Genomic DNA, 16,207 nt, shown 5'->3' with positions numbered 1-16,207 from the left:
ATCATGAATAGTGCTGCGGTAAATTTGATGGCAAACATATTGTTGGTTGAAAACGATGATGACTTGGCTGAACTGGTGCAGATGCATCTTAAGTTCCAAGGGCACAACGTAATCAGAGCTAATGTGATTGAAAAGGCTCAGGCGCTCTATAAAGAGGGTCATTTCGATTTGATCGTACTGGATCGTGGCTTACCAGACGGTGACGGACTCGATTTCTGTCGAATGTTGCGTCAGCAAGAGGATTGGACGCCAGTACTCATGCTAACCGCAAGAGACGCTGAGTTAGATAAGGTGTCAGGCTTAGAAGCCGGTGTTGATGACTACATAACGAAACCTTTCAGCGTTCTCGAGTTTCAAGCAAGAGTGAGGAACGTGCTTCGCCGTTTAAGCCATGTCGAATCAGCGACTCAAGAGGTTGTGACAGCAGAATCGATTATGAATTTTGGTGGGCTCACTATTCAACCTGAACGCCATCAGGTGTCACTCAATAACCAAGACGTACCGCTGACGGCTACCGAGTTTACCTTACTTCATTTCTTAGCAACCCATCCGGGACGTGTGTATAGCAAAGACGAGCTGCTCGATCATGTTTGGAATACTCATCACTCTGGCTATCACCATACCGTGTGTAGCACAGTCAATCGTCTAAGAACTAAGCTTGCGATGCCGAATAGTGATGATGATTTCATTAAAACCGTTTGGGGTGTTGGCTATAAGTTTGAGTCGAAAGCTTAGCCCTATGTGTCGCGTCCGAAGTTTACTAAAAGAGCAGTAACACCTAAGAGCCATCGAGGAGAGAACATGAGTTTCAAATCGCGTTTAGTGTTGTTCACCAGTTTGTGGTTTCTGCTCGTGAGTGTGGTGATTGCTTACACCTATCATTGGCAAAAAGAGACCATAGAACAAAGAACTAAGCAGAGCTTACACAAAGAGCTCGCGGTTCATATGCGCGATGATAATCCTCTGATGATTGGTACCGACTACAACCCTAAAGCGCTCAAATCCATTTTCCACACCTTGATGTTGATAGGGCCAGATTTCGATATCTATTTCCTCGACAGTCAGGGCAAAATTACGACTCATGCTGCGCCAGAAGGCACTGTGTTAGCCAACCAGATAGACTTAGCACCCATTCAACAGTTTTTAAACGACGAGCCTTATCCCATTCTGGGGGAAGATCCGATCAATCCGGGGGCTCGCAAGGTGTTTTCCGTAGCAGCGATTGAAGAGCTAGGTTCGACCGTCGGGTATCTGTACGTTTTGATTGGCAGTAATCGTCACACCGTGATTGCCAATTCGCAGGTCGACACGCCATACATCGCGCTAGCAGGGCTCATGCTTATCTCTATCCTAGGTTTTGCGGTTGGGGCTTATCTGTTGGTTAAACGTAGCCTGTTAAACCCAATAGAAGCAGTAACTAACAAACTTCAACAGCAAGCAGAGCAAGATTTTCGATTGGATCCGAACTTCATTCATCAAGTACCAGAATTGGTGCCGATTGCACGCTCGTATCAGTTGATGGCGAAGCACATTCAACAGCAGTTTTTGCAACTTGAATATCAGTCATCACACCGCAGACAAAGCTTATTACAGCTCAGTCATGATTTGAAAACGCCATTGTCGAGTGTGTTGGGTTATCTGGAAACGTGGAAGATTCAAAACCCGCAATCAGACCCGTTAATTGACGTTGCTTACCGTAATGGCAACAAGTTGTCTGAACAACTCCATTCGCTGTTAGATAGCGCCAAGAATGATAACCCGGTACCCACATATCAATACGCTTCAATCGATTTCAATGGGCTGATGAGCGAATGTTTAGAAACGATTCAAAGCCAGTATCGCCATAAGAATGTTGAGTTGAACGTTAATATGCATAATGGAATCAAGGCTGTGGGTGACAGTGATCTGCTTGAGAGGTTGATTTTGAATCTGTTAGATAATGCATTGAGGCATAGCCCAAGTGGCACCGTGGTGTCGTTAGAGGCTGGTTTTGAAGCGGATTCAAAACGGGTGAAGGTGGTGATTCATAATGAGGTTGAACAAGAAGCGCCGAACGGTTCGTTAGGTATTGGCACTAAAATCGCGCAGTCGATACTGATGTTACATCACAGCGTGCTAGAAACAACAAAGGCAGAGAACTCGTTCCAGCAAAGCTTTTACTTGCCTTCGGTATAGCTCTATCTGCCTTCGTTTAGCTTGATGTGTTCTTGCGTAGAACTAACGTTAAGCGTCTTTACTGTCTTCGTTGCCTTCGTTCACTTTCGCGTAGAAGTGAAGCAGCTCAGTTAATTCTTTAACCCAGCCAAACGCATCTTTAGGTGCGTTCTTTAAGATCTTTTCTACTTTCTCACAGTGCACTTCGATTGCGATTGCTTCTTCAAGATTGAAAGAAATTGAGTAGAAGTGCCAAAGCAGTAAGCGAGTCATTCGCTCGATGTTCTGTTGCGAGTTATCCGACTCTGAGAAGGCTAGGTTTACTTCACCAAGCGCGATAGCGGTCATTCGAAGCATTGCGTCAAATTTCGCTGATTGCATGCGTTCTTCGCTGGTGACTTCTTCTTGCTCGAACGTAAACAATTCCGTCATTGCATCTTCAGGAACAAGGCGATGAATCATTCTTAAACTAAATTCTTCTAGTTCATGGCGAGGCATGGTGATTAAGCAATTTAAGGTGTAGTCGCGTTGCATGGTGTTCTCTTGGATCTGCAAAAAGGTCGGACAGTTTAATGGAGAAGCGAGCTCAGAAAAAGCAGATTTTAGATAAGCCTACGTTTGTAGGCTTATCTGTGTACTACAAGCCCTAAAATCGATGCTTAGGGGATCTGTATTTAGGTTTGAACGCAGTATCAGGCTTTGCTGTGGCTTGGCGGTTGGTACTGCATGGACTGGTCGTTTCTCATGAATATGTTGCTCGCGACCAAACTGCCGATGCAAATAGAACCAAGGGCGAGCCAAGTCATCGCATCTGGAATCTCGTTAAAGAGCGGGATCGCCAACAAGGTTGCCACAGCGGGTGTTGCACTGCCAAAAGCGGCAGAGCGTTCAGCCCCTAAGGTATTAACCGCATAAAGGTAAGTGAACGCCGCGATTAAACCCGCCCCAACGCCTTGCAGTGCTGAATGAACGCCAAGCTCTGTAAAGGGCCAATTAGCGATTGGTGTGTCCATAAGGTGGCTTGGGAGAGTTCCAGTAAAGATTAGTACGAGTAACAGCAAAGTAGAACAGAGAGAAATAAAACCGGCACTGACTAACGCATTAAGATTAGCGACACGGGCTGAGATGGTGAACATCGCCCACATTAAACTTCCGCATAAAAACAACAAATGACCTTTGGTGTATTCAAAGTTGAAGCTGCTTAAGCTACTCCCTAAAAACAACAGTATGCCGAGCAAAACCAAACCTAAACCAACAACACGGTGTCGGCTGAGTGGCTGCTTAAAAAAGAGTACCGCAATTCCAGTTACGAACAGAGGGAGCGTGCCCGGAACAAGAGCACTGCCATGTGATACCGGAACAAACTGCATCGCCGTTCCCGCAACGAGCAGATAAGGTAATCCGCTACCTACGAACATACCCGTTAGATATCGTTTAGGGACTTCAGCAATCGTGCTGCGTGCTTTCCACATCAAAGGCAATAACACCACAGCCGGTATGAGAAATCTTGTGAGAGCGATATCGGCAGGTGTTAAATCTGAATTTGCGCCGCCTTTAAGAGACAGGAAAAAGCTCGCCCAAATGAGTAGGGTGACAGTAATAGATAAGTAGCCAAGATTCATAATATAGAAGGAGAGTGGGTGATGACTCATTATGGAGCAGTTGGTGTGCCACAGGTTGGCAAGTTTTGGCTCAACTTGAACCATCGTTGATGATTTCTGCTAATATTTATCAAATAATTAACGGATTTAACTAATCTTTGGTATTTGCTATGGATAGAATTGATAGGCACCTTCTCGAACTGCTACAAAAAGATGGTAGGTTAACCACGGCTGAACTTGCTGATGAAGTGGGGTTATCACCTTCGCCTTGTGCAAGACGAGTCAAAAGGCTAGAAGAAAAGGGCATTATTGACGGTTATCGTGTGAGCTTGTCACGAGAACAAGTCGGCATCGCAATGAGTGTGTTTGTTGAAGTGAGCTTAAACAACCACCAAGAAGTGTCGATTGATAAGTTTGAAGCGGCCATTGTAGAGATGGAGGAGGTGATCAGTTGCCACGTCGTATCTGGGGCTTATGACTATTTGCTAGAAGTGGTTAGCCCGAACTTGATGGCCTACGAGGCATTTACAAGAAAACTTCAAAGGCTCTCTAACGTCAAAGACATTCATACCCACCTTGCTATAAGACAAGTAAAAGGCAATGCACCACTGCCAATTTATACCGATTAAGCCAAACTCTGAGCAGTAACACGAAGGCAGAATGAGCTGAAAACGAAATGGTTTACTCTTGAAGTAGAAGCGCGGTCAATATCAAAAATCATCCATTAAGTGTCAGGCTTCAGGCAATAAAAAACGGAGCCCCTCGTGAAAGGTGCTCCGTATATGATAGGTGCAAAACTTAGTGATACTTAAAGTTAGAGATTGAACAATCCCCAGTTTGTGCATTAATTCTGAATGAAAAAGCATGTGAATGATAATCCACGCCGTCATTCCAAATTGTCTCTCCAAATATCTTACATAGCTCTAGCTCACTTACTGAACCGAACTCTTCCATGTGTTTAGCTACAGATAAAAGTTTACCTCTTATCTCTGCAGTCCATTCCGTGTTACTCAAGCAGTTGAAAGCCATAGTCTTTTGCATATTACCTAGCCAAAATGTTTCTTGTTATTAAGTTATATGAAGATTCATGATAACAATTTTCTGGCGTTTGTAAATCTATTTTGTGATGAATATCTCACATACTCGCTTGCATTGGTCGGAAATTGAACTTTATTGTTGATGGATAGCACATTACTTTTACAACCTATTGATAAAGCTTTGATTAACGAGTTCTTAGAATATTATGAATGGGATTGGGCATATTTATCGGAAAAGTCCAGTCGAACGAGTGAGAGAATCTAATGGTGATTTCAGTTTGATGCATCGTTTACCGGTTGGTTTATGTGGCGCGCTTCATCAATCATCGTCGCTTCTCTGCGGTATTTTGAAGACAGCTGACGGAATTTTTCACTGAGTGTATGGAGATCTCGGGAGAGTGATTGTGAGCTTTGGACGTGCACCTGCGCGCTTTCTGCCTGGCGTGGGAGTTTTGCTTTGGTGCAGTGTTTGGCGACGGCTTGCCATGAATACGCTAGAGAGTCAGCGCCTTCAAGTTCACTAGACACAACATACGCCTGTTGTAGCAAAACCTCGGAGACGTCATACGCGGTATTCATATGATTATTGAGCTGCACATTAAACCTTTCTTCGTACTTTGCCCAAAGCTCAATGATCTGCTTTTCATTAAAGTGTTTAGATAACAATGTCTGTGACTCATAGGTTGAAAGAACTTGGTTGAACTCTTTGGTGTACTGATTATAGCGACCTTCAAAAGAGAGTTGACGATCCAACAGTGTTTGCCAGTTTTCACGGTCACAATGATTCGCTAGAGCGACCTTGGCACTCAAAGTTACGCTTACAATGATAACCTTCCCCCAAAAACTCATGACTTTCCTCTACTTACCGTGCGCTCTATTGAGAGTATAGATGAGCAGCAGCATGAGTTGATGTACACTTGAGACATACCTATAACGGAAGAGCTGGTGGATTTGATGAAAAAAGCGCTGATCGCTTTACTTGTGTTGTTGATATTGGGCGGAGGGGGAGGAGCGGCATATTACTTCTTGGTCATGAATAAAGACCCAATCCCACAAGAGAAAACGGAAGAGCCGGCGTTAGAAGCTACCGAGCAATCTGAATCTGACCTTGTACCCATCATGGATCTTCAGCCTGAACCCGAGCAGACGGAATTTTACGTTTTGGAGAGAAAGCTTGAAGTGGTCGAGCAACCTGAAATTGATGGCTTGATAACAGATTACCTCTATAAAGGAGAAAAGGTGGTGGTACTCGAGAAACAAGGCGAATGGGCACGTATCTCAGACTATATAGTCCTTAAAGAAGGCGGCCCACAGACGGCGGAATGGGTCTCTATGTCAGGCTTATCGAATGATGAAGTCATTATTTCGGAAAAAGAAAGTAAAGAGATATTGGATTCCTATTTGGTTAAGTCTGATGACCTTAAGATCCATCAAGAAAAATTCCGTAATTCGGTGGCTAAACTGATCTCTGAAGGGAAGTGTGTCCCAAGTGATTTTGAAGAATTAGGCGGATGGGTGAAATCTGTTAAGTACAGCAATCGAGATGTATATTTTATTTATTGTGGTGGGTTGTCCCTTGAAAACAAAATTTATCTTGATGTAAATACAAATGAAATATTTACGAAGTAAGATCCCACGCTCTATTTATTAATGCTATTTACTTAAGCCCACTCATAGATTGAGTGGGCTTTTTTTGTCTATTCATAATGCTCATCTTCCCCATTTAGAATGTTAATTATATTGAAGCTTATATAGAATTATTAGGAACCATTTATTAATGGCTAATAAGAGTTTTGCTATTATTCTCGTGATCAATCATTTCAAATTCCCACATTGCATAATTCTTGAAACAAGCTGAGAGATATAGATTTATTTCGTATTTACAAAGGCTTATCTGCTTGGTGATAAAAGTAAAATTAAATAAACCTTATTAATATCAGAGTTTTGCGTTGATTTACATATTCGTAACATTTCATTGATTTTGGGATGTAAGTCTAGTTTTTAATCATAATACGAAAATATTTTATATTTGTAATAATACTTTTTGATTTTGAGTTGTAAGGTTTAATTAAAGCAAAACGTAAAGTTTAATTATCAACTAAGACATTATCTTATTAACATCATTGTTATTTAATTGCTTGTAAGGGATGGAACCATTAATGAAAAAGCTTGCTTTAATTACAGGGTCAAAAGGCGGTATCGGCTCAGCAATTTCCTCTAAATTAGTTGCAGACGGCTATCGTGTTATCGCGACTTATTTTACTGGAAATTACCAATGTGCCTTGGATTGGTTTAACGAAAAACAATTCACCGAAGATCAAGTGAGATTGTTTGAATTAGATGTTACCAATACTGCGGAATGTGCGCTGAGCTTAAGCAAGTTGTTAGAGGAAGAAGGCACGGTGGATGTGCTAGTCAATAACGCAGGTATTACACGTGATAGCGTCTTTAAAAAGATGGATGCCGAAGCGTGGAAAGAGGTTATCGAAACGAACTTAAACAGTTTGTTCAACGTGACTCAACCTTTGTTCGCTCCTATGTGTGAAAAGGGTAACTGCCGAGTCATCAACATCTCTTCCGTCAATGGTCTTAAAGGTCAATTTGGACAAACTAACTATTCAGCAGCGAAAGCTGGAATGATTGGTTTCTCTAAAGCATTGGCTGCGGAAGGCGCTCGTAGCGGCGTAACAGTTAACGTGATTGCCCCTGGCTACACAGCAACGCCTATGGTTGAGCAAATGAAACCTGAAGTACTGGATTCAATCAAGAACCAAATCCCGATGAAACGCTTAGCGACACCTGTTGAAATTGCAGACGCAGTGGGCTTTTTAGCGAGTGAATCTGGCGCGTACATTACAGGCGAAACATTGTCTGTGAATGGCGGCTTGTACATGCACTAATTGGCGAAACTCAAGGGATTGGAATGATGGAAAAAGTATTTATTGTTGCGGCTAAGCGCACTCCTATTGGTGCATTTACCGGGTCGCTAAAAAACGTATCTGCAGGCGAGCTGGCTGGCGTTGCGATCAAAGGTGCACTTGAGTCTGTCGATCTTTCGTTAGATGCGATTGATGAAGTGATCGTCGGCAACGTGATTTCGGCAGGTCAAGGCATGGGGGTTGCTCGTCAGGCTTCCATCTATGCAGGGCTTCCTGAAGAAACACCAGCATACGGTGTGAACATGATTTGCGGAAGCGGCATGAAATCAGTGATGGACGCAGCGGCGCACATCAAAGCACAAGATGCTGAAGTGGTTATTGCTGCTGGCGTTGAAGTGATGTCACAAATTCCTTTTGTGGTACCAGCGAGCGTTCGTAATGGTCACAAAATGGGTGACATCTCAATGAAAGACTTACTGGTTGGTGATGGCTTAACCGATGCGTTTAATCACTACCACATGGGCATGACCGCTGAAAATATTGCGAACACGTTGAATATTTCGCGCCTAGCTCAAGATAACTATGCCTTAGAGAGCCAACAAAAAGCCGTTGCTGCGATTGAGGCGGGTAAATTTAACGAGCAAATCGTGCCTGTAGAAGTTAAGCAGCGCAGACAAACTGTCACTTTTGATACCGATGAGTACCCGAAGTCAGATGCAACCTTCGAAGGTCTACAAAAGCTTCGTCCTGCCTTTGACCGTGAAGGAACAGTCACGGCTGGTAACGCTTCGGGCATCAATGATGGCGCGAGTGCAATCATCTTAGCGTCTGAATCGGCGGTAGCGAAACATGGTCTAACACCTTTAGTGGAACTGACCAGTTACGCACAGTCTGGTCTGGACCCAAAGATCATGGGTTTAGGACCCGTAGAAGCTGTTTCGAAAACGCTTGATAAGGCGAATCTAACTCTAGAAGAAGTAGATTTGTTTGAATTGAATGAAGCGTTTGCAGCTCAAGCTCTTGGCGTGATGTACCAATTGTCAGAGCAGCATGATTTACCGCTTGATGCGTTCAAGCCAAAGGTCAACGTCAATGGTGGTGCAATCGCGCTTGGCCATCCTTTAGGTGCTTCAGGCAATCGAATTATTGTTTCACTCATCCATGAAATGCTTGAACAGAAAACGACTTATGGCGTTGCTTCACTCTGTGTGGGTGGAGGAATGGGAACCGCTGTTTTGCTAAAAGGTATGGAAGGTTAGAACCTGACATATCGGTGGCAAGCTTAAAAAGATCGATTCAGCTTTGCAAAGCATCGTGAGTTAGTCGATGAGCGTCGGCTGAATTGATAGTGACACAAATTTATTAAACTATGTATTCATCAGGAGTTATTTATGTACACGGATATTTTCAAAACAATTACTGACCAAACTGAAAAGCAATTTGAACCGTACTTAAAGTTCAACAAGTTGGTTGCAAAGAACGTCCAAACGATGACAGAGCTGCAAATGAATGCGATGCAGACTTACACGGACATGGGTCTTGCGCAAATGAAGGCAGTGACTGAAATCAAAGACGTGACTAGCCTAACGGCTTTCAACAGCCAGCAACTAGCAGCACTAACTCAACTGTCTCAACAGATGATGAGTGATAGTTCAAAGCTTCAAGCTGTGGCTAAAGAGTTTAAAGAAGATGTTGAAACACTAACAACTGAAAACTTGAAAACAGTTACACCTGCATAAATAAAATCGCCATCGAGTTAGCACTGTGTTTACTGTGAGGCTCGGTGGCGATTTTCCGATTATTGGAGTCATGTTATGTTTCAACACTTCTTTTCGGACTACCTTGTTAAACTTCAACAAACAAACCAGCAATGGTGGGAAAGCTTTGAACAAAACAAGGAAGCCGCGCAATCTCCCCTCAATCAAGCGATGCAAGAATTGAACTTTGATGATGCATCAAAAATCTTCGAACAAGCCGCCAACCAGCCCGCAGTTCTACTTCAGCTACAATCTCAATGGTGGGAACAGCAACTTAAGATCTGGCAGAATGCCGCGCTGATGGGCAACACCGAAAGTGTTATTTCTGAAGATCGCAGCGATAAGCGCTTTATTGATGAAGCTTGGAAAAACGACCCGTTCTACAGCTTTATCAAGCAATCCTATTTGTTATTCAGTAAAAGCTATATTGATACCATCAACTCTATCGAAGGTATTGACGATAAAACTAAAGAACGTGTTGCGTTCTTTTCGCGTCAGGCAATCAATGCACTGTCGCCAAGCAATTTTATTGCAACTAACCCAGAGTTGATGAAACTGACGCTTGAAAGAAATGGTGAAAACCTGCTTGATGGATTAGAGCAGTTACAAGCAGACGTTGAAGCGAGCGCCGATATCCTCAAGATCCGTATGACTAACAATAACGCTTTCCGATTAGGTGTTGATGTTGCTAACACCGAAGGTGATGTTGTCTTTCAAAACGAATTGTTTGAACTGATTCAATACTATCCTAAGACACCGCAGGTCAATGCGACGCCTTTGCTGATCGTCCCGCCATTCATCAACAAGTACTACATTCTTGACCTTCGTGAGAAGAACTCGATGGTGCGCTGGCTGCTAGAGCAAGGACATAGCGTATTCATGATGTCTTGGCGCAACCCAGGTGAAGCGCAGAAAGACTTAGAATTTGGCGACTATGTCACTGAAGGCGTAGCGAAAGCCGTGACGGCAATTGAAGACATCACAGGTAAAGAGCAAATCAACGCCGCAGGTTACTGCATTGGTGGCACTGTGCTCGCTTCAACTGTCGCTTATTACGCCGCAAAGCGTATGAAGAAACGCATTAAAACCGCGACTTTCTTTACGACCTTGTTAGACTTCTCTCAGCCGGGAGAGGTGGGTGCCTATATCAATGAAACGATCATCAACGCTATAGAGAAACAGAACGACGCTAAAGGTTTCATGGATGGTCGCTCATTAAGCGTGACATTCAGCTTGCTTCGTGAAAACAGCTTGTACTGGAACTACTACATCGATAACTATCTCAAGGGCAGCAGTCCAATGGAGTTTGACCTGCTGTATTGGAACAGTGATAGCACTAACGTTGCCTCTACATGCCATAATTTCTTGCTGCGAGAGCTTTATCTTGAAAACAAACTGGTTAAAGACAAAGGTGTGAAAGTAGGCGGTGTTTGGATCGATTTGAATAAGATCAAGATACCAAGCTATTTCATCTCTGCGAAAGAAGACCATATTGCCTTGTGGCAGGGGACTTACCGCGGTGCACTGAATACCGGTGGTAACAAGACGTTTGTGCTTGGTGAATCAGGTCATATCGCAGGTATTGTTAATCATCCAGACAAGAAGAAGTACGGCTTTTGGCTCAACGATAACCTAGACGATTCTGCAGATGAGTGGCTATCGAACGCTACTCACAACGAAGGTTCATGGTGGACTCACTGGAATCATTGGTTACAGGGTTTTGAAGCTGACGAAAAAATCGAACCTTTCAATCAAGGCTCTGAGCTTAACCCTGTGATTGGTAAAGCGCCGGGTAGCTATGTAAAACAGGTGCTGCCGATTGTCGATCAAGAGCAGGTTGATAAAGAGACTGCAGAGAAAGAAGCGCCAGAAAACGAAGCTTAGGGCGTTAAGTCACATTCAATTATAAAGAAACACAACGTCAGATAATAAAAAAGCCACTGAAGTCAGTGGCTTTTTCGTATCAACTCATATCAGAATTTACTGGTAGAAGTTGACGTCATCTCGATTGTTAATCGATTTCTTTGTCTTTACCCATAGATAAAATCCAAAGAGATACGGCTGCAACACCTGCGAAGCCGCCAAGAATGATAACTGGCATAGCGCTGTAACCTAGGATGTGCCAAATTACGCTTTCTAAAGTACTCATTCAATCGCTCCTTATTGCCAGCCTTCAACGCCGTGCATGTCTGGTAGTTTGTGTGCAATACCTTTGTGACAGTCCACACACGTTTTTTCACCAGAAGCTAGCGCAGTCGAGTGTTGTTTCGCACTACGAGGGCTCTGCTCTGAGAAGTCCATGTAATCGAACTGGTGACAGTTACGACACTCAAGTGAATCGTTCTTTTTCAATCGAGCCCATTCGCGTTCCGCTAGGTGAGCACGACGTGCCTTGAACTTTTCTTCGGTATTGATGGTTTTCGCAATAAAGTGTGCATATAGCTCTTTAGATGCTTGAACCTTACGAACAATTTTATCTGTCCATTCATGAGGTACGTGACAATCTGAACAGATAGCACGAACACCAGAACGGTTAGAGTAGTGAATTGTCTCTTGGATTTCAGCAACGATAGGTGCGTGACAGCCAGAACAGAATTCTTCTGTGTTGGTCGCCTCCATACCCGTGTTGAATGCACCCCAGAACAAAAGACCACCCGAGAAACCCAAGAATAAAACAACGCCTACGGCTGCTTTACTTGGCGTCGCGAGTCTTTTCCAAAACGCTTTAAGTAATTTTATCATATATAGCCTCTCTTACAGTCCGGCTACGATTAACGCAGTGAATCTACAGGTTTGAACTCGTTCTCAACTAGTGGCTTAGCATTAGCTTGAGGTACGTGACACTGTAGACAGAAGTAACGACGAGGTGATACGTCTGCAAGTACCGCATCTTCACGGTTCATGTAGTGAGTTACACTCACTTTAGTCGCACCCATTTCTTTTGCGTTTTTCCAGCTGTGGCAAGAAAGACACTTGTTAGCGTTAAGAGAAACTTCATAGCTACGAATAGTATGAGGTACTAGAGGTGGTTGGTACACGTAGTCACTCTCAAGTACTTGGTCACGAGGGAACTTTTTGAAGTCATCTGCTGCGCGAGTTGCTTCAAGTTCACTTGCACCACGTAGAGATTCTACGCCACCAATGCCGCCTGGGTTATCCAGCTCAGCTTCAGCTTGAACTGCACCAGCTAGCAAAAGACCAGCTGATAGTAGGGCAGTAATCAGTTTTTTCATGGTTAATTTCTCCGCCTAAAGGCTAATTCTTTGAGTGGACTACTTCTTTCAAAAAGTAACGAAAAAAGTAGTCGCAATATTAAATACGTTAGATCTTGTATCTAGGTTCTAAAAGCGCTTGGCTATTAAGAAACCTTAGTGATCTTAACTGGACACTTCTTGTAATCCGTCTGTTTAGACAGAGGATCCGTTGCATCCAAGATCAACTTGTTGATCAGAATTCTTGCATCAAAGAATGGTACGAATACCAAGCCTTGTGGTGGACGGTTACGGCCACGAGTTTCAACACGAACGCGTACTTCACCACGTTTGTTTTCGATAAGAACTTCATCACCACGGCGAAGGCCACGAGCTTTAGCATCTGCAGGGTGGATGTAACAAAGTGCATCCGGCACTGCTTTGTAAAGTTCTGGTACACGACGAGTCATAGTACCTGTGTGCCAGTGTTCAAGAACACGACCTGTACATAGCCACATATCGTATTCATCGTTTGGTACTTCTGGTGGCGCTTCGTATGGAGCATTGATGATCAGTGCTTTACCATCTGGCTTGCCGTAGAAGTCCCAATCAGAACCTTTCTTAGCGTATGGATCTGAACCTTCTTTAAAGCGCCATAGTGTCTCTTTACCGTCAACAACAGGCCAACGTAGACCACGAACTTGGTGGTAGCGATCGTATGGTGCTAAATCGTGACCGTGGCCGCGACCAAAGGCTGCGTATTCTTCGAATAGACCTTTTTGAACATAGAAACCTTGAGCTTGTGCATCGTCGTTAAGCTCTTGAGCTTCAGACAGTGGGAATGCATCAACGTTGCCGTTTTTGTAAAGCACGTCGTACATCGTTTTACCACGATGTTCAGGTGCTTTAGCAAGAAGCTCTTCGCCCCAAACTTCTTCAACGGTGAAGCGTTTAGAGAACTCCATGATTTGCCATAGGTCAGATTTCGCTTCACCTACAGTTTTAACTTGTTGGTACCATGCTTGTGTACGACGCTCTGCGTTACCGTAAGCACCTTCTTTTTCGATCCACATTGCTGTTGGAAGGATAAGGTCAGCAGCTTGAGCTGTTGCCGTTGGGTATGGGTCAGAACATACAATGAAGTTGTCTGGGTTACGGTAACCTGGCAGACGTTCAGTGTTGATGTTTGGACCAGCTTGCATGTTGTTGTTACACATTACCCAGTAAGCGTTGATCTTACCGTCTTTAAGCATACGGTCTTGAACAACAGCGTGAGCACCTGGTTTCGGTGGGATAGTGCCTTCTGGAAGTTTCCAGATGTCTTCTGCAATCTTACGGTGTTTAGGGTTAGCAACAACCATATCTGCCGGTAGACGGTGAGAGAACGTACCAACTTCACGAGCTGTACCACACGCAGATGGTTGGCCAGTTAGTGAGAATGGGCTGTTACCTGGAGTAGAAATCTTACCTGTAAGAAGGTGGATGTTGTACACAAGGCTGTTCATCCATACGCCACGAGTATGTTGGTTCATACCCATAGTCCAAAGTGACATTACTTTGATGTTTGGATCTGCGTATTGCTTAGCCAGCTTGATAAGGTCGTCTTGAGATACACCTGACATTTCAGACGCTTTCTCTACTGTGTATTCAGCAACAGAAGCTTTGTACTCTTCGAAGCTAATATCAGTCATTTTGCCTGAGTTAGGGTTCGCAGCTGCTTTCTGTAGTGGATCATCGTCACGAAGACCGTAACCGATGTCTGTCGTTGCTTGCTTGAAGTGTGTGTGCTTCTTCACGAAGTCCCAGTTAACTGCATCGTTTTGAATGATGTAGTTTGCTACGAAGTTCGCAATAGCAAGGTCAGACTGAGGGTTGAAGATGTAACCAGTGTCAGCAAGCTCGAAAGAACGGTGGTAGTAAGTAGACAGTACGTTTACTTTAACGTGTGGGTGGCTTAGACGACGGTCTGTAATACGAGTCCATAATACAGGGTGCATTTCTGCCATGTTTGAACCCCACAGTACGAATGCGTCTGCGTGTTCAAAGTCATCGTAACAACCCATTGGCTCATCGATACCGAAAGTACGCATGAATGCGCCTACCGCTGAAGCCATACAGTGACGAGCGTTTGGATCGATGTTGTTTGAACGGAAGCCCGCTTTCATCATCTTAACGGCTGCGTAGCCTTCCATTACTGTCCATTGGCCTGAACCGAACATACCAACACCTGTTGGACCGTTCTTCTTCAGTGAAGCTTTCCATTTCTCAGCCATTACGTCGAAAGCTTTGTCCCAAGATACTGGTGCGAAATCACCATCTTTATGGAACTCACCATCTTTCATACGCAGTAGGGGAGTCTCAAGACGGTCTTTGCCGTACATGATTTTTGAAAGGAAGTAGCCTTTAATACAGTTAAGGCCTTTGTTTACAGGAGCTTCTGGGTCGCCTTGAGTAGCAACCACTTTACCGTTTTGAGTACCTACTAGTACCGAACAGCCCGTACCACAAAAACGACAAGGCGCTTTATCCCACGTGATTTTTGTTTGATCAGAGCTAGCAATCAGGTTGGTTGCTGTTGCTGGTAGAGATACACCTGCAACGGCTGCCGCTGATGCAGCTGCGTTTGCTTTCACAAACGCACGTCTTGTCATTTTCATACTTCACCCTCAAGTTGAGAATTGTTGCTTCCAGTTTCTAAATCCGTTTCGTCTAGTCCAGTCTCGATTTGGTGGTAAACCAAAGCTGTCCCTAAAACGTTCGTAATATTATTAATTTCTTCGATGGTGTCCGTTACAAAACCTTGGTTTTCGGTTTCTAGAACCACTATGATTTTGCCTTCAGGACTGCTGCCGTAAATCTCTGCATTATCGAATTTCTCGATTTGTGCTTTGATCTCGTCTAGATGCTCTGGGCTCACATGAACGACTAAACTTGATATATGCACTTCATTTAGTGCCATAAATTGCTCTCGTTATTTTTGTTTTATGCATTACTCACAAGAATAGCTGAAGTAGGACAAACTGCTACGCAGGCTCCACAACCGCTACACTCATCTAACTCGATTTTTGGTAGAGCAACACCGCCTGCTCTAAGTTGAAATTGAATGGCCATAGGTTCACACATGTCACCACAGCTTCGGCATTCAACATTTTGTTGCGCTAAGCACTTATCAGAGATACTTGCTTTTGCTTGCCAAGGCTCTCCTTGCTTTGGCTTAAAAATAGGTTCGGGACAAACGTCAGCACATTGGTAGCAAAACGTGCATTCGTCTTTTGAAAAGTCGACAGTAGGAAAACCACCGTCGCCAACAATGATGATGTGCGTCTCGCAACTTTCGATGCATTTGCCGCAACGTGTACAATCATCTGTAAAGCTTTCTAGGTTGTTAATCCAAGGCAATCTAATTTGGCTTGAATCTACTTTTTGCCTAGAAAATAGGCGTCGTCTCGATAGGTCTACCACTAAATGCCTACTTGTGTTGCTAAGATGTTGTAATTGTAGATCATTGTTTCGTTAATATCTTGTCATTTATCCTCACAAGTAGTGTAGTTTTAGAAATATTTGTATAAATACCCCTTAAGGGCTAAA

18 protein-coding genes are annotated in these 16,207 nt (G+C 43.8%); 8 read left to right on the top strand and 10 right to left on the bottom strand.

Features of this window, described 5'->3' with window-relative positions; translation table 11 throughout:
* Positions 1–3: 3 nt before the first annotated feature.
* On the top strand, positions 4–735 hold the full coding sequence (locus MSG36_RS10075; RefSeq protein ID WP_248367583.1) for a response regulator transcription factor: 732 nt from the start codon (positions 4–6) through the stop codon (positions 733–735).
* A gap of 66 nt (positions 736–801) precedes the next feature.
* Positions 802–2,175 carry a HAMP domain-containing sensor histidine kinase gene (locus MSG36_RS10070; protein WP_248367582.1) on the top strand — a complete coding sequence of 458 codons (1,374 nt, stop codon included), beginning with the start codon at positions 802–804 and terminating at the stop codon, positions 2,173–2,175.
* 48 nt (positions 2,176–2,223) lie between these two features.
* Here the strand turns inward: MSG36_RS10070 and MSG36_RS10065 are convergent, their stop codons facing one another.
* Entirely contained in the window at positions 2,224–2,688 is a 465-nt protein-coding gene (locus MSG36_RS10065; RefSeq protein WP_017062624.1) for a hypothetical protein, read from the bottom strand.
* 158 nt (positions 2,689–2,846) lie between these two features.
* Positions 2,847–3,776, bottom strand: a complete 930-nt coding sequence (locus tag MSG36_RS10060; protein ID WP_248367850.1) for a DMT family transporter — start codon at positions 3,774–3,776, stop codon at positions 2,847–2,849.
* A 149-nt stretch (positions 3,777–3,925) separates the two neighbouring features.
* Here MSG36_RS10060 and MSG36_RS10055 point away from each other — a divergent pair, with 149 nt between their 5' ends.
* Positions 3,926–4,384, top strand: a complete 459-nt coding sequence (locus MSG36_RS10055) for an Lrp/AsnC family transcriptional regulator (RefSeq protein ID WP_019821936.1) — start codon at positions 3,926–3,928, stop codon at positions 4,382–4,384.
* A gap of 169 nt (positions 4,385–4,553) precedes the next feature.
* Here the strand turns inward: MSG36_RS10055 and MSG36_RS10050 are convergent, their stop codons facing one another.
* Positions 4,554–4,796 (bottom strand): hypothetical protein, encoded by a 243-nt coding sequence (locus tag MSG36_RS10050; RefSeq protein ID WP_017062621.1) that lies wholly within the window; start codon positions 4,794–4,796, stop codon positions 4,554–4,556.
* Between the two features lie 269 nt (positions 4,797–5,065).
* Positions 5,066–5,641, bottom strand: coding sequence for a hypothetical protein (locus MSG36_RS10045; protein ID WP_248367581.1), 576 nt, complete (start codon positions 5,639–5,641; stop codon positions 5,066–5,068).
* 96 nt (positions 5,642–5,737) lie between these two features.
* On the opposite strand from MSG36_RS10045, the gene MSG36_RS10040 reads away from it, so the two are divergent.
* The 5 genes from MSG36_RS10040 (at position 5,738) to phaC (ending at position 11,312) form a co-directional block, all read left to right on the top strand.
* Positions 5,738–6,421, top strand: coding sequence for an SH3 domain-containing protein (locus MSG36_RS10040; RefSeq protein WP_248367580.1), 684 nt, complete (start codon positions 5,738–5,740; stop codon positions 6,419–6,421).
* 530 nt (positions 6,422–6,951) lie between these two features.
* Positions 6,952–7,692: an SDR family oxidoreductase gene (locus MSG36_RS10035; RefSeq protein WP_048613548.1), complete on the top strand. Its 741-nt coding sequence runs from the start codon at positions 6,952–6,954 to the stop codon at positions 7,690–7,692.
* 26 nt (positions 7,693–7,718) lie between these two features.
* A complete protein-coding gene (locus tag MSG36_RS10030; protein ID WP_248367579.1) occupies positions 7,719–8,930 on the top strand; it encodes an acetyl-CoA C-acetyltransferase in 1,212 nt (403 codons plus the stop codon).
* A gap of 132 nt (positions 8,931–9,062) precedes the next feature.
* Positions 9,063–9,410 carry a phasin family protein gene (locus MSG36_RS10025; protein ID WP_076651599.1) on the top strand — a complete coding sequence of 116 codons (348 nt, stop codon included), beginning with the start codon at positions 9,063–9,065 and terminating at the stop codon, positions 9,408–9,410.
* A 75-nt stretch (positions 9,411–9,485) separates the two neighbouring features.
* The gene (phaC, locus tag MSG36_RS10020) at positions 9,486–11,312 is read left to right on the top strand and encodes a class I poly(R)-hydroxyalkanoic acid synthase (protein WP_248367577.1); all 1,827 of its coding nucleotides are present in this window, start codon (positions 9,486–9,488) and stop codon (positions 11,310–11,312) included.
* A gap of 127 nt (positions 11,313–11,439) precedes the next feature.
* On the opposite strand, the gene MSG36_RS10015 is transcribed toward phaC, so the two are convergent.
* From MSG36_RS10015 to napF, 6 genes are all read right to left on the bottom strand, one after another.
* Positions 11,440–11,577 (bottom strand): TIGR02808 family protein, encoded by a 138-nt coding sequence (locus MSG36_RS10015; RefSeq protein WP_010430103.1) that lies wholly within the window; start codon positions 11,575–11,577, stop codon positions 11,440–11,442.
* A gap of 11 nt (positions 11,578–11,588) precedes the next feature.
* The gene (locus tag MSG36_RS10010) at positions 11,589–12,170 is read right to left on the bottom strand and encodes a NapC/NirT family cytochrome c (RefSeq protein WP_009845456.1); all 582 of its coding nucleotides are present in this window, start codon (positions 12,168–12,170) and stop codon (positions 11,589–11,591) included.
* 29 nt (positions 12,171–12,199) lie between these two features.
* On the bottom strand, positions 12,200–12,661 hold the full coding sequence (locus MSG36_RS10005) for a nitrate reductase cytochrome c-type subunit (protein WP_017062614.1): 462 nt from the start codon (positions 12,659–12,661) through the stop codon (positions 12,200–12,202).
* A 125-nt stretch (positions 12,662–12,786) separates the two neighbouring features.
* Positions 12,787–15,276, bottom strand: coding sequence for a periplasmic nitrate reductase subunit alpha (gene napA / locus MSG36_RS10000; protein ID WP_248367575.1), 2,490 nt, complete (start codon positions 15,274–15,276; stop codon positions 12,787–12,789).
* Positions 15,273–15,578 (bottom strand): chaperone NapD, encoded by a 306-nt coding sequence (locus tag MSG36_RS09995; protein WP_060981227.1) that lies wholly within the window; start codon positions 15,576–15,578, stop codon positions 15,273–15,275. Before MSG36_RS09995 ends, napA begins: the two co-directional genes overlap by 4 nt.
* Positions 15,579–15,601: 23 nt before the next feature.
* Positions 15,602–16,081, bottom strand: a complete 480-nt coding sequence (napF, locus tag MSG36_RS09990) for a ferredoxin-type protein NapF (protein WP_060981228.1) — start codon at positions 16,079–16,081, stop codon at positions 15,602–15,604.
* Positions 16,082–16,207: the final 126 nt, after the last annotated feature.

It is taken from the genome of Vibrio sp. 1CM8B, assembly GCF_023161685.1.
Taxonomy (GTDB): domain Bacteria; phylum Pseudomonadota; class Gammaproteobacteria; order Enterobacterales; family Vibrionaceae; genus Vibrio; species Vibrio coralliirubri.
The sequence above is the reverse complement of the archived record's forward strand: the minus strand, read 5'-3'. Positions and strand labels throughout refer to the sequence as shown.